Origin of the sequence: Burkholderia multivorans ATCC BAA-247 (assembly GCF_000959525.1) — a bacterium.
Lineage (GTDB): Bacteria > Pseudomonadota > Gammaproteobacteria > Burkholderiales > Burkholderiaceae > Burkholderia > Burkholderia multivorans.
In genome coordinates this window covers 662,448-682,011 of the sequence record NZ_CP009831.1, presented here as the reverse complement: position 1 = coordinate 682,011, position 19,564 = coordinate 662,448, and the positions used below count along the sequence as shown (strand labels likewise).

At 67.7% G+C, this 19,564-nt stretch carries 20 protein-coding genes and 1 pseudogene; 7 read left to right on the top strand and 14 right to left on the bottom strand.

Annotated elements, in window-relative coordinates:
- Window positions 1-60 precede the first annotated feature (60 nt).
- The 3 genes and pseudogenes from NP80_RS05345 (at window position 61) to NP80_RS31500 (ending at window position 3,313) form a co-directional block, all read left to right on the top strand.
- Window positions 61-1,290 (top strand): MFS transporter, encoded by a 1,230-nt coding sequence (locus NP80_RS05345; protein WP_006404170.1) that lies wholly within the window; start codon window positions 61-63, stop codon window positions 1,288-1,290.
- A 112-nt stretch (window positions 1,291-1,402) separates the two neighbouring features.
- Window positions 1,403-2,617: pseudogene (locus tag NP80_RS31505) on the top strand (ISL3 family transposase); the annotation flags it as partial.
- 24 nt (window positions 2,618-2,641) lie between these two features.
- Complete coding sequence (locus tag NP80_RS31500) at window positions 2,642-3,313, top strand: cupin domain-containing protein (RefSeq protein ID WP_106918438.1); 672 nt, start codon at window positions 2,642-2,644, stop codon at window positions 3,311-3,313.
- 100 nt (window positions 3,314-3,413) lie between these two features.
- Here NP80_RS31500 and NP80_RS05335 read toward each other — a convergent pair whose 3' ends face one another.
- The 8 genes from NP80_RS05335 to NP80_RS05300 all read right to left on the bottom strand — a co-directional run bounded on the left by NP80_RS05335 (window position 3,414) and on the right by NP80_RS05300 (window position 10,234).
- Window positions 3,414-4,346 (bottom strand): transposase, encoded by a 933-nt coding sequence (locus tag NP80_RS05335; RefSeq protein ID WP_006404182.1) that lies wholly within the window; start codon window positions 4,344-4,346, stop codon window positions 3,414-3,416.
- Window positions 4,347-4,958: 612 nt separating this feature from the next.
- Window positions 4,959-5,540: a DUF3501 family protein gene (locus NP80_RS05330; RefSeq protein ID WP_035946745.1), complete on the bottom strand. Its 582-nt coding sequence runs from the start codon at window positions 5,538-5,540 to the stop codon at window positions 4,959-4,961.
- Between the two features lie 24 nt (window positions 5,541-5,564).
- Window positions 5,565-6,902, bottom strand: a complete 1,338-nt coding sequence (locus NP80_RS05325) for a heterodisulfide reductase-related iron-sulfur binding cluster (protein ID WP_006399382.1) — start codon at window positions 6,900-6,902, stop codon at window positions 5,565-5,567.
- Window positions 6,903-6,991: 89 nt separating this feature from the next.
- On the bottom strand, window positions 6,992-7,414 hold the full coding sequence (locus NP80_RS05320) for a rubrerythrin family protein (protein WP_006399380.1): 423 nt from the start codon (window positions 7,412-7,414) through the stop codon (window positions 6,992-6,994).
- Window positions 7,415-7,601: 187 nt separating this feature from the next.
- Window positions 7,602-8,870: an RNA polymerase sigma factor gene (locus NP80_RS05315; protein WP_045593170.1), complete on the bottom strand. Its 1,269-nt coding sequence runs from the start codon at window positions 8,868-8,870 to the stop codon at window positions 7,602-7,604.
- Window positions 8,867-9,283, bottom strand: a complete 417-nt coding sequence (locus NP80_RS05310) for a VOC family protein (RefSeq protein ID WP_006409226.1) — start codon at window positions 9,281-9,283, stop codon at window positions 8,867-8,869. The genes NP80_RS05315 and NP80_RS05310 overlap by 4 nt, the downstream gene beginning before the upstream one ends.
- 24 nt (window positions 9,284-9,307) lie before the next feature.
- On the bottom strand, window positions 9,308-9,730 hold the full coding sequence (locus tag NP80_RS05305; protein ID WP_035488200.1) for a YciI family protein: 423 nt from the start codon (window positions 9,728-9,730) through the stop codon (window positions 9,308-9,310).
- A 150-nt stretch (window positions 9,731-9,880) separates the two neighbouring features.
- Window positions 9,881-10,234 (bottom strand): YciI family protein, encoded by a 354-nt coding sequence (locus tag NP80_RS05300; protein WP_006404189.1) that lies wholly within the window; start codon window positions 10,232-10,234, stop codon window positions 9,881-9,883.
- Between the two features lie 602 nt (window positions 10,235-10,836).
- Between NP80_RS05300 and NP80_RS05295 the strand changes: the two genes are divergently transcribed.
- From NP80_RS05295 to NP80_RS05285, 3 genes are all read left to right on the top strand, one after another.
- On the top strand, window positions 10,837-11,223 hold the full coding sequence (locus NP80_RS05295; RefSeq protein WP_006398038.1) for an ElaB/YgaM/YqjD family protein: 387 nt from the start codon (window positions 10,837-10,839) through the stop codon (window positions 11,221-11,223).
- 52 nt (window positions 11,224-11,275) lie between these two features.
- A complete protein-coding gene (locus NP80_RS05290) occupies window positions 11,276-11,860 on the top strand; it encodes a BPSL1445 family SYLF domain-containing lipoprotein (protein WP_006398036.1) in 585 nt (194 codons plus the stop codon).
- A gap of 235 nt (window positions 11,861-12,095) precedes the next feature.
- Window positions 12,096-13,148 (top strand): AI-2E family transporter, encoded by a 1,053-nt coding sequence (locus NP80_RS05285; RefSeq protein ID WP_006404191.1) that lies wholly within the window; start codon window positions 12,096-12,098, stop codon window positions 13,146-13,148.
- A 21-nt stretch (window positions 13,149-13,169) separates the two neighbouring features.
- Here NP80_RS05285 and NP80_RS05280 read toward each other — a convergent pair whose 3' ends face one another.
- The 5 genes from NP80_RS05280 to NP80_RS05260 all read right to left on the bottom strand — a co-directional run bounded on the left by NP80_RS05280 (window position 13,170) and on the right by NP80_RS05260 (window position 17,745).
- The gene (locus NP80_RS05280; RefSeq protein WP_006409222.1) at window positions 13,170-13,601 is read right to left on the bottom strand and encodes a hypothetical protein; all 432 of its coding nucleotides are present in this window, start codon (window positions 13,599-13,601) and stop codon (window positions 13,170-13,172) included.
- Window positions 13,602-13,846: 245 nt separating this feature from the next.
- Complete coding sequence (locus NP80_RS05275; protein WP_006404193.1) at window positions 13,847-14,635, bottom strand: SDR family oxidoreductase; 789 nt, start codon at window positions 14,633-14,635, stop codon at window positions 13,847-13,849.
- Between the two features lie 112 nt (window positions 14,636-14,747).
- The gene (locus tag NP80_RS05270; protein ID WP_006409223.1) at window positions 14,748-15,338 is read right to left on the bottom strand and encodes a phosphatase PAP2 family protein; all 591 of its coding nucleotides are present in this window, start codon (window positions 15,336-15,338) and stop codon (window positions 14,748-14,750) included.
- An 80-nt stretch (window positions 15,339-15,418) separates the two neighbouring features.
- The gene (locus NP80_RS05265; protein WP_035946025.1) at window positions 15,419-16,735 is read right to left on the bottom strand and encodes an Nramp family divalent metal transporter; all 1,317 of its coding nucleotides are present in this window, start codon (window positions 16,733-16,735) and stop codon (window positions 15,419-15,421) included.
- A complete protein-coding gene (locus NP80_RS05260) occupies window positions 16,684-17,745 on the bottom strand; it encodes a helix-turn-helix domain-containing protein (protein ID WP_006409228.1) in 1,062 nt (353 codons plus the stop codon). Before NP80_RS05260 ends, NP80_RS05265 begins: the two co-directional genes overlap by 52 nt.
- 415 nt (window positions 17,746-18,160) lie before the next feature.
- Here NP80_RS05260 and NP80_RS05255 point away from each other — a divergent pair, with 415 nt between their 5' ends.
- Window positions 18,161-18,562 carry an OsmC family protein gene (locus NP80_RS05255; protein WP_006404199.1) on the top strand — a complete coding sequence of 134 codons (402 nt, stop codon included), beginning with the start codon at window positions 18,161-18,163 and terminating at the stop codon, window positions 18,560-18,562.
- Between the two features lie 93 nt (window positions 18,563-18,655).
- On the opposite strand, the gene NP80_RS05250 is transcribed toward NP80_RS05255, so the two are convergent.
- Complete coding sequence (locus NP80_RS05250) at window positions 18,656-19,537, bottom strand: Dyp-type peroxidase (RefSeq protein WP_006409224.1); 882 nt, start codon at window positions 19,535-19,537, stop codon at window positions 18,656-18,658.
- Window positions 19,538-19,564 lie beyond the last annotated feature (27 nt).

Below are 19,564 nucleotides of genomic sequence, written 5' to 3'. Positions count from 1 at the left end.
CTACTTTTCCTACACTCCAGCCAGTTTCAATTTGCAACTACATCAGGCACGACAAAACCGATGACTTCTTCCTGTTCTTCCGGCGCCGCGGCGCACGGCGCCGGTCCGTGCGCGGATCGCCTCTCTACCGCGCGCGTCGCGCTGCTGGCGACATGTTGTGCGGCAAGCGTGGCGAACGTCTACTACGCGCAGCCGCTTCTCGACGCGATCGCACGCGATTTCGCGGTGCCGGCGGCCGCGATCGGTGCGGTCGTCACAGCCACGCAGCTCGGCTGTGCGCTCGCGCTGCTGTTCGTCGTGCCGCTCGGCGATCGCCTGAATCGCAAGCGGCTGCTCGCCGTCCAGCTCGTGCTGCTCGCGGCGGCCTGCGTCGGCGTCGCCGCCGCGTCGACACGCATCGCGCTGCTCGTCGGCATGGTCGCGGTCGGCCTGCTCGGCACCGCGATGACGCAGGGATTGATCGCCTGTTCGGCCGCACTCGCGGGCGCCGGCGAACGCGGCCGCGTGGTCGGCGCCGCGCAGGGCGGCGTCGTGATCGGGCTGCTGGCCGCGCGTTCGGTCGCGGGCGCGGTGACCGACGTCGCCGGCTGGCGTGCCGTCTATCTCGTGTCGGGGGCGCTCGCGATCGCGATGCTCGTCGGGCTGTCGCGGCTCCTGCCGGACACGGACGCACCGCGCGAACGGATCGGCTATGCGGCGCTGCTGCGCTCGATGGCGTCGCTGCTGCGCGACGAACGCACGCTGCGCGTGCGCGGTGCGATCGCGCTGCTGATGTTCGCGGCGTTCAGCATTTTCTGGAGCGCGCTCGTGCTGCCGCTCAGCGCGCCGCCGCATGCGATGTCGCATACGCAGATCGGCGCGTTCGGCCTCGTCGGCGCGCTCGGCGCGGCCGCGGCCGCCCGCGCGGGCCGGCTCGCCGATCGCGGATACGGTCAGGCGACGACCGGCGCCGCACTCGCGCTGCTCGTGTCGTCATGGCTGCCGCTCGCGTTCGGCGAAACGTCGATCGCGCTGCTGATCGTCGGGATCGTGCTGCTCGACGTCGGCGGACAGGCCGTTCACGTCGTCAATCAGAGCATGATTCTCGGCGTACGCCCCGATGCGCATGCGCGTGTCGTCGGCTGCTACATGCTGTTCTATTCGGCCGGCAGCGGGCTCGGCGCGATCGCCTCGACGTCGATGTATGCGTACGCGGGATGGAGCGGCGTATGCGTGCTCGGCGCGACCGTCAGCGCGGCGGCGCTCGTCGTGTGGGCGGCGACGCTCGAGCGCAAGCGGGCACCGGCGTAGCACGCGTCGCGCTGCCGGACGACAAAAAAAAGGTTCATCGCAGGAAACCGTGGAGGGTTTAAGAGCGATTGCGTAACCTGACGCCTGACTTTAAGGACGTCAGGAGAGGCAATTGCTCGATCGCAAGGCACTTGAGGCACTGGGCTGCTGGACGGGTTACCGGCTGGAGCGTGTGGAATGGCCGGAAGGCGAAGGCCGTACGCTGTCGCTGTATTTAAAGCCGGTCGGCAAGATCATGTACTGCGAGCAATGTGGGGCACGCTGCCAGCGGATCCACGAGACGACGGTTCGTCGGGTGCGTGACTTGCCGCTATTCGAATACCGAGTGGTGTTGCATGTGCCTCGTCGCCGGGTCTGGTGCGAACGCTGCGGCGGCCCGCGACTGGAGAAGCTGGCGTGGCTGGGCCGTTACCAGAGAGTGACGGAGCGCTTCGCCAAGGCTTGCGAGAAACTGCTGCAAGCGGCCAGCGTGCAGGCGGTGGCGGCCTTCTACGATCTGGGCTGGCACACGGTCAAATCGATCGACAAGATGCGCCTGCGGGCGCGCGTGAGTGAGCCCGATTGGTCAACGATCCGCTATCTGGCGATGGACGAGTTCGCGCTGCATAAAGGTCATCGCTACGCCACGGTGGTGGTCGACCCGATCAGCCGGCAAGTACTCTGGATCGGACCGGGACGCTCGCGTGAGACGGCCCGGGCCTTCTTCGAACAGCTTCCCGAAGGCGCGGCCAAGCGTATCGAAGCGGTCGCGATCGACATGACCACGGCCTATGAACTCGAAATCAGGGAACAGTGTCCGCAGGCGGAAATCGTCTTCGACCTGTACCACGTCGTGGCCAAGTACGGCCGCGAAGTGATCGATCGGGTGCGGGTCGATCAGGCCAATCAACTCCGACATGACAAGCCAGCCCGCAAGGTTCTGAAGTCCAGCCGCTGGCTGTTGCTGCGCAACCGCCACAACCTCAAGCCGGATCAGGCCGTGCACCTGAAGGAATTGCTGGCGGCCAATCAGGCGCTGTTATGCGTCTACGTGTTACGCGACGAGCTCAAGCGGCTCTGGTTCTACCGAAAGCCGGCCTGGGCGCAAAAGGCTTGGGAACAATGGTTCGAGCAGGCTCAGCAAAGTGGGATCGCGGCCCTGCAAAAGTTCGCCGAGCGTCTGCAGGGCTACTGGCACGGCATCGTGACTCGCTGCCGCCATCCGCTCAATACCAGCATCGTTGAAGGCATCAACAACACCATCAAGGTCATCAAGTGTCGAGCTTACGGGTACCGCGACGACGAATACTTCTTCCGCGTCGATCGCGACGCGTTCGCCGCGTCGCCGTCGAACTCGATCGACTACGCCGTGATGGAGCCGCTCGCGAACCGGCCGTCGCTCTGCGAAAGCGTCGTCGTGCCGCTCGATGCGGGCTGGTCCGACGTCGGGTCGTGGGACGCGATCTGGCAGATCCTGCCGAAGGACGATGCGGACAACGTCGGCCGCGGCCACGTGCTGTTCGAGAATGCCGACTCGACGTTCGCGCATGCGGAAAGCCGGCTCGTCGCGTGCGTCGGCACGCATAATCTCGTCGTCGTCGAAACGCCGGACGCCGTGCTCGTCGCCGACAAGTCGCGCGTGCAGGACGTGAAGAAAATCGTCGGGCGCATCAAGGCCGAACACGGCGCGGAAGCGACCGACCACCGCAAGGTGCATCGTCCGTGGGGCCATTACGATTCGGTCGACATGGGCGAGCGCTTCCAGGTCAAGCGCATCGTCGTGAAGCCCGGCGCGCGGCTGTCGCTGCAGATGCATCATCATCGCGCCGAGCACTGGATCGTCGTGCGCGGCACCGCGCGCATCACGCGCGGCGACGAGACCTTCCTGCTGTCGGAGAACGAATCGACCTATATCCCGCTCGGCGTCTCGCATCGCCTCGAGAATCCCGGCAAGATGCCGCTCGAGCTGATCGAGGTGCAGTCGGGCGCGTATCTCGGCGAAGACGACATCGTGCGCTTCGACGATACGTACGGCCGTCAGTAACGCGAAAAGAAACGGGGCGCCGCATCGCGGCACCCCGGCATCGAACGGCTGATCGTCGAACGCGCGCGGGCAAGGCCCGCGCGTGTCGCGTACGCGCCGTTCAACCGACGCGATACGCGTATTCGTGGCGATCGCCCTGCCCCGGATCGTTGCGGCTCTCTGCCAGCGCGCCCGAAGAACGACGCTCGGCGATGAAGCGCTTGATGTCCGACTCCGCACGCGCGAGCGCGGACAGCCCGGCGATCACTTCGCTTTGCGGCGCACGCAGCGGCGTGTCGCTTGCACCGTGTCGGTCGACCCACTGACGCGCCCAGTCGAGCGCATACTGCTCGGCTTCCTCCGGATCGGTGAAGCGCGGGCCGATCAGCCCCGAGCGTTCGACGCGCCGGTCGTCCTGCACGATCTCGGCCCAGGCGCGATACATCAGGTTCTGCACCGGCTGCGCGATGCCGTAGATCGTATAGCCGCGATACTCGTCGATCTGCGGCTCGGCGGAGCCGAAGCTCGCGGACGACACGCGCGCATGACGCAGCGGCGAGCCGGGCACCGCGAACGACGTGCGGCGCGGCGCCTCCTCTTCGTCGTGCGGGGCGACGTGCGACGCGCCTTCTCCGTTCCACGCGGGCGATTGCGCGACCGGCAGTTGCCACGACTCCGGGTTCTGCCAGAACACGCCGCGCAGGCGCGCGGCTTCCGGCGCCGGTTCCGCGGGGCACGCGGGCGCGGCCGGTGCGGGCGGCGGCGGCACGTAGGCGAACGTGCGGCCGCTGAACTGCGTGAGCACGTCGATCATCTGCAACAGCGTGCCGTTCGCGAGCCATTCCTCATAGCGGCGACGACACGTAGGGCCCGACGGATAGCGTCCCGGCAATTTCGACCAGGCCTCGCCCGTGGTCAGGATCCAGAGCACCGCATTGGCGACGACGCGCGGCTCAGCGCGCGGCCGGCCCCGGCGGTTCAGCCGGATGGGTTCATCGGCGATCAGCGGTGAAAGACGAAACCACTCTTCATCGTTAAGCTCATCGAAGAACATAGTAGATCTCTCCACGCAGCCAGGCCGGGGCTGCGATCGGCGGCGCCGCTGCGACAGGTCGCGGCGGCGGCCAGGTTGCACATTATGGTTATCCGGTTGTGCATGCCGGCTCGACACCGCACAGCGACGGTGCCGCGATTCCCGGCAATGGCGCACAGATCGCGGTCTCACTCCAATGTGGGAATTTTTGTGCACGAAGCATACCACCGCTAGGGTTTGTCTCAATATGACAATGACTTAATGTTACGTACTGAAACAACCTGCCAAACATGCCGATTCCGTTTATCGATCGATTTTTTTAAGCGATGTTTATCGGCGCGGCCGCAAAGGCCCGCCGGACGGGGCTCTGCGGGCTGCCGAAGCGCACGCCGCGACAGCGCTCGGCACGTGATCCGACCCTATCCGGTAACAAAATGGCTGCGTTTCCGTTGAAATCGGTAAATCCTGGATAAATACGTAACAAAACGCACGCGAATCGGTAAATCATTCGAATCGCCCGCGCGTCGATTATCCCGATGCACAATCTTTTAATTGTTTCTCTGCGAGCAATGAAAGCGACGTGACGCGGCACGCACGGTGTTTCCCTGCATGCAAGCGTGCGAGTGCGCGAGATCAGCGCAGATCGCCGACCAGCGACGTCGTCACGTCGCGATCGATCGGTTGCGCGGGCAACGTGTAGGCGGGATGGTCGCAGCCGATCGACAGCGCCGCGCCGTCCTTCAGCGCGGCACGCATCGGCGCGCTCAGTTCGAAGCGCACGAAATGCACGGCCGAGGTCTTCTGCGCGTTGTCGCGTTCGAGATCCTCGTCGGCGATCGCATACACCGGCTCGTGCCCGTCGACCTGCACGTAGACGCGATCCTCGATCCCGATCAGCCGCGCGAGCGCCGCGCGCCGTTCGGCCTCGTGCTCGTACTCGATCTGCATCGTGGCCTTCAGGTTCGTGCCGTCCGGCACGAGCGGCAGATACGCTTCGAGTTCGCCTTCGATGCCCGCTTGGTCGAAGATCTTCTCGATGTGCAGCATCTCCTGGATCTGATAGCGGATCGTCGTCTCGTCCTCGAACAGGAAGCGCAGATGGTTGCCGAGCGACACCGCACGACGACGCTTGTAGGCGACGAGCCGTGCGTGTTCGGCCTTGCGGATCTTCGCGTACGCTTCGAGCGTCAGCAGGGAATCGCGGGTCAGCGTCATCGCCATGTCCTCGTTCGTCGTCGGTCAGATGCCGTATGCGCGTCGCAGCAGCGTCAGCGGATGCGCGAGCGGCGCCGCCGGCAGCCCCTTTTCGTCGATGCCCTGCGCGATGTGATGGCCGGCCAGCGCGCAGTCGGACGCGATCACGTCCGGCTGCGGTTCGGCCATCGCCGCAAACACCGGGCCGCCGATCCGCATCGCGTCCGCATGGAACGCCTTTTTCACGCCGAACGTGCCCGCGTGTCCCGAGCAGCGCTCGACCACCTTCACGCGCGTATCGGGCACGAGCGACAACGCGTCGGCCGTCTTGCGCCCGATGTTCTGCACGCGCGCGTGGCACGGCACGTGATACGACACGGTGCCGAGCGCCTGCGTGAAATCGGTCTTCAGCAGACCGTCGCGATGCCGCGCGATCAGGTATTCGAACGGATCCCAGAACGCGTCGGCGACGGCGCGCACTGCCGCGTCGTCGGGAAACATCAGCGGCAGCTCGCTCTTGTACATCAGCACGCAGCTCGGAATCGCGCCGAGCAGCGCGTAGCCGTCGCGCGCGTAGCGTTCGAGCACCGGCACGTTCGCTGCCTTCTTCGCGGCGACGCCGGCGAGATTGCCCTGTTCGAGCATCGGCATGCCGCAGCACGCTTCGCGCGTCACGAGTTCGTACGGGATGTCGTTGTGCGCGAGGATCGCGAGCAGGTCGTGGCCGATGCCCGGTTCGTTGAAGTTCACGTAGCAGGTCGCGTAGACGGCGACCTTGCCCGGCGTGCGTTCGCCGTCGCGCACCGGCGGTGCGGACGAGCGCGCGGCCCCGCGCCGGAACGTGCGCGGCGCGAACTCGGGCAGCCAGGCGCGGCGGTCGACGCCGAGCACCGCCTCGAGCGCGTGGCGCGCGGGCGGCGTGCGGTTCACCGCGTTCACCGTCTGCGTGACGACCGGGATGCCGGCGAGATGGCCGAGCGCGTCGGTGTTCGACAGCACCTTGTCGCGCAGCGCGACCTCGCCGCGCTTGTAGCGTGCGGCCTTCGCGCGCAGCATCAGATGCGGAAAGTCGACGTTCCATGCGTGCGGCGGCACGTAGGGACACTTCGTCATGTAGCAGAGATCGCACAGATAGCACTGATCGACGACGTTGCCGAACGCCTGCTTCGGCACTTCGTCGATGTCGCCGGACGGCGTGTCGTCGACGAGGTCGAACAGCGATGGAAACGCGCCGCACAGCGACACGCAGCGACGGCATCCGGCGCAGATGTCGAACACGCGCGTCATCTCCGCATCGATGGCGGCCTGGTCGTAGAACGCGTCGGACTGCCAGTCGAGCGGATGCCGCGTCGGCGCTTCGAGACTGCCTTCCTTGTGAGGCATGGGATGCTCCAGCGGCGCGCGCAGGCGCGCCAGCGCGGCCCGCGCGAGGCGGGCAGCGACGGACGAACGGTGGCGCGCGAGCGGCCGCGTCAGTCGACGAGGCCTTCCAGTGCCTTCGTGTAGCGGTTCGCGTGACTGCGCTCGGCCTTCGCGAGCGTCTCGAACCAGTTCGCGATCTCGTCGAAGCCTTCTTCGCGCGCGGTCTTCGCCATGCCCGGATACATGTCGGTGTATTCGTGCGTCTCGCCGGCGATCGCCGATTCGAGGTTCAGCCGCGACGATCCGAACGGCAGGCCGGTCGCCGGATCGCCGACGGTCTCCAGATATTCCAGGTGGCCGTGCGCGTGACCGGTCTCGCCTTCGGCGGTCGAGCGAAACAGCGCGGCGATGTCGTTCTGGCCTTCGACGTCGGCCTTCGACGCGAAATACAGATAGCGCCGGTTCGCCTGCGATTCGCCGGCAAACGCGGCCTTCAGGTTCTCTTCGGTTTTGCTGCCCTTGAGTTCAGCCATTTGCGCCTCCGTTCGAGTCGGCGCGGCCGCGTGAAAGACCGGGCCGATGAAGTATGTGGGGAGCGATGCATGCGTGCGCGGCACGTATCGTGCTCTTTAATCTAGGTGTTCGCGCGCGCTTCCCCCAATAGGCTTTTTCAATCCGGCCGATAGCGCGCGGGCGGCAGGCGAAAGCGCGCCGGCTGAATCACGCGTCGGTCGCGCGCTTGAGCAGCAGCTCCCTTTCGCGTTCGTTGCGCGTGAGCTCCGCCGCGCGGCGAAACTCGGCCTTCGCTTCGTCGGCGCGGCCGAGCTTCGCGAGCAGGTCGCCGCGCACGCTCGGCAGCCAGTGATAGCGCGCGAGCGCCGGATCGTCGCGCAGCGCGTCGACGAGTTCGAGCGCGGCGGCCGGCCCGAACGCCATGCCGACCGCGACCGCGCGATTCAATTCGACGACGGGCGACGGTGCGACTTCGGCGAGCGCATCGTACAGCGCGACGATCTGCGCCCAGTCGGTGTCGGCCGCACGGCGTGCGCGCGCGTGGCACGCGGCCAGCGCCGCCTGCAGGGCGTAAGGCCCGCGCACGCCGCCGAGCTTCGTCGCGCGCTCGAGCGCCGCGAGCCCGCGCCGGATCAAGAGCGGATCCCAGCGGCTGCGATCCTGATCGAGCAGCAGCACGGGCCTGCCCTGCGCATCGGTGCGCGCATGCATCCGCGACGCCTGCAGTTCCATCAGCGCGACGAGCCCGAGCACTTCGCTTTCGTTCGGCGCGAGCCCGGCCAGCACGCGGCCGAGCCGCAGCGCCTCGTCGCAGAGCGCCGGGCGCATCCAGTCGTCGCCGGCCGTCGCCGCATAGCCTTCGTTGAAGATCAGATAGATCACTTCGAGCACCGACGCGAGCCGCGCAGGTCGCGCGTCGGCGGCCGGCACCTCGAAGGGCACGCGCGCGGCCGCGAGCGTGCGCTTCGCCCGCACGATCCGCTGTGCGATGGTCGGCTCCGGCGTCAGGAATGCGCGCGCGATCTCGCCCGTCGTCAGGCCGCCGAGCAGCCGCAGCGTCAGCGCGACGCGCGCATCGGTCGACAGCACCGGATGGCACGCCGTGAAGATCAGTCGCAGCAGATCGTCGCCGATGTCGTCGTCGCGCGCGTCGGCGAGCGCATCGGCGATGTCCGGCACCACGTGCGCTTCGAGCGCGTCGAGCTCGTGGCCGAGCTGGCTCCGCTTCGCCGCATGCAGCGCTTCCTGCCGGACCCGATCGAGCGCGCGCCGCTTCACGGCCGTCATCAGCCACGCGGCCGGATTGTCGGGCACGCCGTCGACCGGCCAGTGCTCGAGCGCGGCGACGAGCGTGTCCTGCGCAAGCTCCTCGGCCACGCCGACGTCGCGTACCACGCGCGCGGCCCGCGCGATGATCTTCGGCGCCTCGATGCGCCACACGGCTTCGATGGCACGATGCGTCGCGTCATGCGTCACGATGCCTCCGCCGCGGCATGCGCGCCCGGTTCGACATGGATCAGCCCCCACGCGTGGCCGTCCGGATCGGTGAACGCATGGCCATACATGCCGGGATACTCGTCCGGCGCGTCCGGCACGGTGCCGCCGGCCGCGCGCGCGGCGGCCACCACGCGATCGACCTCGTCGCGGCTCTCGCACGACAGGCACGGCAGGATCTGCACGTGCGTCGCCGGTTCGACGATCGTCTTGTCGGTGAAGGTCTGGAAGAACGGCCGCACGAGCAGCATCGCGAAGATCGCGTCGCCGATCCGCAGGCAGGCGGCCTGCTCGGTCGTGTAGGCCGGCTCGATCGCGAAGCCGAGCGCCTGATAGAAGGTCTGCGCGCGCGGCAGGTCGGTCACGGGCAGATTCACGAAGATCGCGTTGTGCATGGCGTCGCTCCGGTGACGATAGCGTCAGACTGCGTGGCCGAGGCCGGTCTGGATGTCGCGGAACCGCTCGACCGCGTCGCTCGGCGTCAGGTCGTCGAGTTCCAGGAGCGGACGCACCTCGATCTCCGCATCCATCTCGGCGCCGAACGGTGCCGGGAAGCGGCGCGTCCATTCGAGCGCTTCTTCGCGCGAGCGCACCTGGATCAGCGTGTAGCCGGCGATCAGTTCCTTCGTTTCCGCGAACGGCCCGTCGATCACCGTGCCCTTGCCGCGCGTGTAGCGCACGCGCCAGCCCTGGGCGCTGGGCTGCAGGCCCGTCGCGTCGAGCAGCACGCCCGCTTTCGCGAGTTCCTCGTGATAGACCGTCATCGCCTCGACCAGCCGGTCGTCCGGCAACGCACCGGACTCGCTGACCGCATTCGCCCGCACCATGATCATGAATCGCATCGCTCGCTCCTTGTCGTCGGTGGAAAACGGCATCGATTCATCGACGCCTTGTCCGAACGACGAACGGCCCGCGGCCGGATCGACGCGCGGCGCATCGCATCAGGGTAAATACCTAGTCAAACGACGGACAGGCGCCGACGCGGCGCGGCCTCACAGAAAACACGGACCGACCGCGCGGACCTCGACCGTGCACCATTGCGCGGCCGGGCACGCGCGAGCGATGTCGAGCGCTTCGTCGCGCGTCTCGACGTCGACGAGGAAAAAGCCGCCGACCATCTCCTTCGCCTCGGCGAACGGGCCGTCGACGATGCGCGTCTCGCCGTCGCGTACCTGCACGCGCGTGCCGCGCTCCGAGCGCTCGAGCGATTCGACCGCGCGCAGCACGCCGCGCGCTTTCAGCGATTCGGCGAAATCGACCATCCGCGCGTAAAGCGCCTGCCCTTCCTCGAGCGTACGCTCGGCACGCTGATCGGTCGGTTCGACGATCAACAGCATGTACGACATGAGTGTGTCTCCTTGTGCAAATGCGCTGCATCGCGGCGCGCCGCCGCGCGGCGATGCGGCCGATGCGGGCCGGCGCGCGGGCGGGATTCCGGATTGTCGTACCGACGGCCGCCGCTGTCACGCGCGCAAGAACGCGCCGGCATCCGATTGCGCACGCAATCGGTGCTCGATTACAACACCATGCGCGTCGCGCGCATTCCGCGCCTGCCGGGCGACCACCGTGCGCCGCGGCATACCGCCCGCCGCGCACCGTCCCGTGCGGCTCGCGCGCAGGCGGGCGCGAGCGGGCACGGATGCTGCTCCAGCTCAAGAGGCGCATGGTGCAATTGCATCAACATAAGCCATGCAACGGCACTATTTACCGGACACGTCGCCGACGCGATATTTACCGCACTTTCGTTCGCACGGTCGTCTCACACGTTGCCCGGTTCGAACCGCGCATTTTTTGTCGGCCGCGCGGCCGCGTGCGGCGGGCGACCGGGCCGTCGGGCGAACGAATCGAAACGGGTTTCGAAACTTGATTCGGTTATCGGAATCACATTCGTTGTTGCGATTCGCCTTATCGTCAAACTTTTTGCGTGGACCAAAGGAGGATAAACACCATGGCGCTCACCGACTCGATCGAACACAAGCTCGACCGCGGCTTGTCCGAAGTCCGGCGCACGGGCCGGCGCGTGGGCCGCACGACGCGTTCCGCCGCCCGCGATCTGCAGGCGGACGTGCAGGACGATCTGCGCGGGCTGGTCGACGAACTCGAAGATCTGCTGAAGAACGACGGCGACGGCGATATCGCCGCGCTGCGCAAGCGCGTGCAGGCACGCCTCGACGAAGCGCGCAGCACGCTCGACTACGCGTCGGGCACCGCAGCCGCGCGACTGCGCGATTCGGCCGAACGCGTGTCGCAGGTCGTGCACGAGAACCCGTGGCAGACCGCGGGCGTCGTCGCCGGCCTCGCGTTCGTTGCGGGCCTGCTCCTTGCCCGCCGTTGAACGGGGCCGGCCGCCCCGCCCGTCCTCAACCAGACAACGAAGGAGAACCGCCATGCAGAAATCCCTCGCCATGAAAGCCGCCGCCGCCGTGATGCTCGGCAGTCTCGCACTCGCCGGCTGCACGACCACGCCGAACAAGTCCGACACCGCCTCGACGAGCGCATCGAAGCGCGAATCGATCGACGCGAGCGTCAACGCGACGCTGTCGCGCCTGTATTCGACCGTACCGGGTTCGCGCGACCTGGTCGCCAAGGCGCGCGGCGTGCTCGTGTTCCCGAACGTGCTGCAGGCCGGCTTCATCGTCGGCGGCCAGTCCGGCAACGGCGCACTGCGCGTCGGCGGCAGCACCGTCGGCTACTACAACACGTCGTCGCTGTCGGTCGGCCTGCAGGCCGGCGCGCAGTCGAAGGCGATCGTGTTCCTGTTCATGACGCAGCAGGCGCTCGACGAGTTCCGCAACTCGGACGGCTGGTCGGCCGGCGCCGGCGCATCGGTCGCGCTCGTGAAGACGGGGGCGAACGGCGCCGTCGACACGAACACGGCCACCGCGCCGGTTCAGGTCATCGTGCTGACCAACGCCGGCCTGATGGGCGACGTGTCGGTCAACGGCACGAAGGTCACGCGCCTGCACATCTAAGCTGCGCACGGCGCGGCTCGCGCCGCGCCGCGCTCCTACCACCGCAACGCCGCGGCCTCGGCCGCGGCGTTTTCGTGTCGGCCGCGACAGCGGCTATGATGGCGGCACTTTTTACGGGATACTCCCGAACGGGCCGCCCTGCGCGCTCGTCCGCGAATCCACGACGTTCGCGAGCCGATCGCACGCCGGGTCACGCGATTCACTACAACGAAGCATCAATCTGCACATGTCACCCATGGATAGCGGACACGATCATCAAAAATTCTTCTATTTCCTGCTGTTCGCCGTCACCGTCGGACTATGCTGGGTCCTCGCGCCGTTCTTCGGCGCGGTGTTCTGGGGCACCATTCTCGCGATCCTGTTCCAGCCCGTGCAGCGCTGGCTCGCGGCGCGCTTCGGCAAGCGCCGCAATCTGGCCGCGCTGCTGACGCTGACGCTGATCATCCTGATCGTGATCCTGCCGCTCGTGTTCGTCACCGCGACGCTCGTGCAGGAAATCGCCTACGTGTACCAGGAGCTGAAGGACGCGCAGCCGAATTATTCGAAGTACTTCCAGGACGTCATCCACGCGCTGCCGACGTCGATCCAGCATCTGCTCGCGAAATACGGGCTCACCAACATCCCCGGCATCCAGAAGAAGCTGACCGACGGCGCCGCGGCGATCAGCCAGTTCGCGGCGGCCCAGGCGCTGAGCATCGGGCAGAACACGTTCCAGTTCATCGTCAGCTTCGGCGTGATGCTCTACATGGTGTTCTTCCTGCTGCGCGACGGCGGCGAGATCGGGCGTCGCGTGCGCCGCGCGCTGCCGCTCGACGAAGAACACAAGAACCTGCTGCTCGCGAAGTTCACGACCGTGGTGCGCGCAACCGTCAAGGGCAACATCGCGGTCGCGCTCGTGCAGGGCATTCTCGGCGGATTGATCTTCTGGATCCTCGGGATTCAGGGCGTCGTGCTGTGGGGCGCGCTGATGGCGTTCCTGTCGCTGCTGCCCGCGATCGGCGCGAGCCTCGTGTGGGTGCCGGCCGCGCTCTACTTCCTCGCGACCGGCGCGGTCTGGAAGTGCGTGATCCTCGTCGCGTTCTGCGTCGGCGTGATCGGCCTCGTCGACAACCTGCTGCGCCCGATCCTCGTCGGCAAGGACACGAAAATGCCCGACTGGGTCGTGCTGATCTCGACGCTTGGCGGGATGGCGCTGTTCGGCATCAACGGCTTCGTGATCGGGCCGCTCGTCGCCGCGCTGTTCATGGCGAGCTGGGACATCTACGCGCGCGCCGAACAGGAAGCGTGACGGGTGCAGGCAGGCCGCGCGTCACGGATGCGCGATCCGGACGATCACCGGCACGGGCCTGCCAGCATCGTCCGGCACCGCGATCGTCAACGTCCCGCCGTGCGGGCCGACACGCTGCATGCCGCGCTCGACGGGCACCGCGCGACTGCCGCCCGCCTCGCGCCACACCGCATGCACGCGCGAACGCGCGGGCTCGCCAAGCGGCGCGCCGTCCGCGCCGATCAGCGTCAGCTGCGCGCCGGGCAGCCGCCGGCCCTGCGCATCGACACGCAGCGTGGCCGCGGTGCGCTGGCTGTCGACCGTCGCCACCGGCGCGCGATCCAGCGTCACGTCGTAGCGGTCGACCAGCGCGCCGGTGAAGCGCACGATGCCGCCCGGCGCCGTTGCCGGGGCGGCCGCGGCATTCGCGATCGTCAGCACGGCGCCCAACGCAGCGAATGCCGCCTGCCACACTGAGGCGCCGCCGCACCTCGTCAATCGGCCCCTCGCCGCGCGCGCATGCCACCTGCCGTTCGTCCGCATGTCGTCCCTCCTTCTGCCGTGCGCCGAAATAAAAACGGCGTGACGAATGCGTCACGCCGCGTCGTTTTCCGGTCATCACTTTAGACAGGCGAACCCGAAAGAGATATAGGACGATTCCTAAATCGATGCGCGCTTAGCGGGACTTTTGCCCATTCCGCCGCGCAGTACCGGGCGCGTCAGACCGCGCACATCCCGCCGTCGAGCACGAGTTCGGCGGCCGTCATGAAACGGCTCTCGTCGGATGCGAGATAGACGGCCGCATGCGCGACGTCGTCCGGTTCGCCGAGCCGGCGCAACGGAATGCCGCGCGCGAGCCGGCGCGTCGCATCGCGCTCGCCGAGCGTGCGGAACAGCGGCTCCATGATGCCTGTGCGGATGAACGCCGGATGAATCGAATTGCAGCGCACGTCGAGTTCGCGCCGCGCGCAGTCGATCGCGATCGACTTCGTCAGCGACGCGACCGCCGCCTTCGACGCGTTGTACGCGGTGAAATCCGGTTCGACCTTGAACGCGGCGACCGACGAGATGTTGACGATCGACGCCGGGCGGCTCGCGCTCAGATACGGCAGCGCATGCTTGCAGCCGAGCACGATGCTTTCGACGTTTACGGCCATCACGCGCCGCCATTCGTCGAGTTCGATCTGCGCGGGCGCGGCGATCGAGCCGACGCCCGCGTTGTTGACGAGCACCGACAGCGCGCCCATCGCGTCGTTGGCCTGCGCCAGCAGTGTCTGCCAGCGCGCTTCGTCGCGCACGTCCTGCTCGGCGGCGAACGCGACCGGCGTCGCATGGCCCGCATTCAGTTCCGCTGCGAACGCGTCGAGCGCCGCGCGGTCGGCGACGTCGGTCAGGAATACACGCGCGCCCTGCTCGACCATCCGGCGCGCGATCGCGCGGCCGAGGCCGCCCGCGGCACCGGTGATGTACGCACACTTGCCGGCGAGACGCGGCGCAACGGCTGTCATGATGGGAACGGCTCCTGTCGTGAAGTGTCGTCGCGAATCGATGCCGCGACGCGCAGCGTGTCGTGGCGGCCGGGCCGCGGATCGCCGCCCGGCGCGCCACGCGAGTGGATGGTCAGGACCGGCCGGCCTGCGCCGGATGCACGAACGCGCAGAGTTGCGGCGAGTGCGTATCGATCATCTGCTGGAACGGCACGCGATGGCCGTAGGCGATACCGGACACCAGCAGCAGACACACGGCCGCAGCGCCCGGCGAGAACGACCGCTTCGGCGCGCGCACGTAGGCGCGCACGAACACGATCGCGACGAGCGCACCGAGCAGCCAGCCGGCGATCACTTCGGGAACGGTATGCGAATCGTCGAACACGCGTGCGACGGCCGTGACCGCGCCGATCGCGAGGCCCGCCGCGACGCCCGGCGCGCTGCCGGGCCGGAACGCGTGCCACAGCATGGCGAGGGCCACGGTCCAGACCGACGTCGACAGCATCGTATGGCCGCTGATCATCCGGAAATCGAACGCCGGCAGCGCGACGCCGCAGCCCGCATAGAGGATCTTCGTCGCACCGACGAGCGCCATGCCGGCCGCGAGCAGCGCGATCCAGCGCACCGCGAGCCGCCAGTTCGACACGGCGAGCCACCCCGCGCACGTGAGCGCGATCGGCAAGGTCAACGCGGCATCGCCTATGTTGCTGATTTGACTCCACATATTGCATTCGCACGACGGCTGAAAGCGCGCAGTTTAACGCATGCGCGCGGGGCGTCTGTGTCAGCGTGTGTCAGGCTGTATCAGCCCGCGACACCGCTGATCAGCAGCAGATTCGTTCCGGTGATCGCCGCGAACAGCACCCATGCGAGCGCCTGCATGCCGCGGCCGATCGTGTGCTCGCCCATTGTCGCGCGATCGCTGACCGAACGGATCAGCGGCCACATCGCGAACGGCAGCTGCAGGCTCAGCAGCACCTGGCTCCATACGAGCAGTCGGCCGACCGAATGTTCGCCAAGCCACAATACGCCGATCAGCGCGGGCACCAGCGCGAGCCCGCGAGTGATCAGCCGGCGCTGGTAGCACGGAATCTTCATGTGCAGGAAGCCGTCCATGATGACCTGGCCGGCGATCGTGCCCGTCAGCGTCGAGCTCTGGCCCGATGCGAGCAGCGCGATGCCGAACAGCAGCGCGGCCGCGCCGCCCGCGATCGGCGTAATCAGGCTGTACGCCTGCTCGATGTCGGTCACGTGCGTCTGACCCGTCGCATGGAACGCGGCGGCCGCGACGATCAGGATCGCCGCGTTCACGAGCATCGCGACGAACAGCGACACGCAGGTGTCGATGCGCACCAGCGCGAGCGTGTCGCGGATCGTGCCGCGCGCGCCGCCGATCACGCGCCGCGTCTGCACGACCGACGAATGCAGATAGAGGTTGTGCGGCATGATCGTCGCGCCGACGATGCCGAGCGCGAGCACGACCGCGTCGTGGCGGTCGTGGCCCGGCGCGCCCGGTACGAGGCCGGCGGCGACGGCGCGCCAGTCGGGCGGCGTGATCGCGACCTGCGCGACGAAGCAGAACGCCATCGTCGCGATCAGCGCCAGCACGATCGCCTCGATCTGGCGAACGCCCTTGCCCTGCAGACCGAGCACGATCACCGTGTCGAGCGCGGTCAGCACGATGCCCCACGCGAGCGGCACGCCGAGCAGCAGCTTGAACGCGAGCGCGCAGCCCAGCACTTCGGCGATGTCGCAGGCGATGATCGAGACCTCGGCCGTCAGCCACTGCACGACGCGTCCGAACGGTCCGTAACGGTCGTAGCTCGCCTGCGCGAGATCGCGGCCGGCGACGAGGCCGAGCCGCGCGGCGAGCATCTGCAGGAAGATCGCGGAGACGCTCGACAGCGCGACGACCCACAGCAGCGCATAGCCGAACTGCGAGCCGGCCTGGATGTCGGTCGCCCAGTTGCCGGGGTCCATGTAGCCGATCGCGACGAGCAGGCCCGGTCCGAAGAAACGCTTGAGCTTCAGCCAGCGCGACGCGCCGGCCTCGATCGTGATGCTGCCCTTTACTTCCGACGGGCAGAACGGCGCAGTAGCGGTGGTGGGGAGGAAGCGCATGGAAACCGGGGCTCGAAATCGCGATACGGCGATTTTACGGATATCCGGCCCGTTTTTTCGTGCGCGTCGTCGCGCACGATCCGATGCGGCGGCGGCACGCCGTTCACGCGCGCGATCTCGGGCGCCGGCAAGGCGGCGCCGTTCGCGAGCATCCGTTCGCGTTCGGCGACGCGAAATTCCGTCGGCGACATCAGCATGCGCTGACGAAACAGCTTCGCGAGACGCTCGCCGCTGCCGAAGCCCGTGCGGCGCGCGACCTTGTCGGCCGGCAGCATCGTATGAACGAGCATGTGACACGCCCGCTCGAGGCGCACGTGCTGCACGAACTCGGTCGGCGTCACGCCGATCTCCTTCTTGAAGCGCCGCAGGAAATTGCGCTCGCTCATCGCGGCCGCGCGCGCGATCTGCGCAATCGACACGCGCTCGACGCTCTGCACGCGCAGCCGCTGCGCCGACATCCGGATCGGCGGGCTCGCGCTCAGTTCGCGAAACGCCCACATCGACTGCACATAGCGCTGCTCGACGGGGCGCAGCAGGTTCGACGCGATTTCCTCGGCTACGCTATCGCCCAGGTCGGCGCGAAACATGTCGAGCGCGGCCGTGAACACGGCGGTGTCCGCTTGCTGCAGCTCGGCCGCACCCGATACCGCATGCGGCGCCTCCTGCGCATGCGAAGCCGACCCATTGCGCCGCGTCGGCACGGACGCCGCCGCGAGTGCGGGCAGGTCCATCGCATCGACGATCCATCGCGCGTGCCGACGGATCTCGCTCAGGCGCCGGTGCAATGCCTCATCGCGACGCACGCTCGCCCGCTCGCCGTGCAGATGAAAGAACGCGATCGCCCGACGGGCATGCTCGTCGCCGAGCGGATCGACGGCGATCCGCACGCCCGACGACGACGTCACGAGCCCGCCGCTTTCCGATACGTACTTCGGCTGATAATCCGCACCGAACGCATGCAGGCGATTGGCCAGATTGAACGCCTCGCCGAGCCGCGCGGCCTGCGCCAACGAAAATCCCGCGCTCAAATAGATAACGACCCACCGCTGATCTGCTGCATCTGCTGCGTCCACGTGCCAAGCCCCCGACTCGTTCCGACTTCTTGTAATCCCGTCGAACTGTCCGGCTTATAGTGGTTTTGAATGCTGGCGACAGGACGGTTATCTCAATTTATGAAGCGACGGCATCTTAGCCGAACGCGTCGCCGCTTGCGCGCGAGTTGGCCGACACGGACAGCATGATGGCGGATTACTACAGGGCACGGCACGCGGCCGGTATGCCGCTGCTGAATCGTGTACGGCGCGTCGCCTGCACGTGTCTCGCACGGGGTGCGCCGCGCGCTACGCGCACGATCGCCGCAGCGGCGGTATGCTGGCGGCTCGCACGCCGCGCCGCGGCGCGCGCCATCGCTACCGGAGATTCATCATGTCGCTGATCCACGCCGCCGCCACGCTCGATGCCGACGCGCCCGACTATGTCGTTCGCGTGCAGGCCGGTTCGCATGCGCTGACCGGCGACGAAGGCGAACGCGAAGGCGGCCGCAACGTCGGGCCCGCGCCGTACGAGTTCGTCCTCGCGGGCCTCGCGCAATGCACGGCCGCAACGCTGCGCATGTACATGCAGCGCAAGCAGTGGCCGGCCGTGCGGATCGACGTGCATACCGAGCTGCACGCCGATCGCGAAGGCCTGCAGTACGTGCGCCGCACCGTTGCGCTCGACGGCACGCTCGACGACGCGCAGCGCCAGCGTCTCGCGGAAATCTGCGAGAAGACGCCGGTCACGCTGTTCATCAAGCGCGGTACGCGGATCGAGACGACGTTGCGCTGAAGCCGCGTCGTCCGGCGCATCGCGCGTCCACAACGAAACGGGCGGGTCGCACGTCGTGCGCACCCGCCCGTTCGCTTGCGCGCCGCAGCGCGCTCACAGCCCGAACGCCGACAGATCGAGCTTGCCGTCCTTCATCGGCGGACACCAGAAATACGCGCCCGTCAGCGGCCGCGTGAAACGGAACAGCCCGTCGACGATGCCGTCGTCCGCGCCGCTCATCCGGCGCATCTGCACGTCGAACGCCCGGAACGAATGGCCGAACGCGACGAAGTACAGGCCGGCACGGCGCGCGTCCGACCACGGCGACGAGCGGCGCAGCATGAACGCCTCGGGCTCGAAGCTCTCCTGCGCGGTGCGCTTCACGTGCGCGAACGCGGGCGCGTCGTCGAGTTCCTCGTTGTCCGAGCGGCGGCGGCCGACAATGTGGTCCATGTCGTGCGGCGCGATGCGCTCCATCCGGTCGAAGTCGTGCAGCCACTGCTGAACGGCGACGAAGCTGCCGCCGTCGAGCCCCGCGCCCTGCCCGCTCACGATCGCGGCGGCACGTGCGGCGTCGCCGACCGGATTCTCCGTGCCGTCCTCGTAGCCGGACAGATCGCGGTCGTTCGAATAGCGGAATCCGTCCACCGCGTCCTGCAGCACGAACGCGGGCGCGAGCGCACGCTCGATCGCGCGCGAACGCAGCACGAGATCGCCGCGATCGTCGCCGCGCAGCCATACCCAGATGTCGGCCGGCGTCGCGGGCAGCGTGCGGTCGTTCACCGCGAACGCCGGATAGTCGGTCAGCCCCGGAATCGGACGGCCGATGTACGCAGCGAGCGAGTGCCCGAACCCGACCACCGTGTCGCGTCCGTCGACGCATTCGCGCAGCGCGGCAAGCGCCGCCGCGACGTTGCCGTCGTTCGAATTCGTGAAGGTCAGGTATCGGGCCGCCGTATCGATCGGAGCCAGGATGCCGTGCTGAACGTCGCTCATCGTTTCCTCGGAATGAATCGGGGTGAA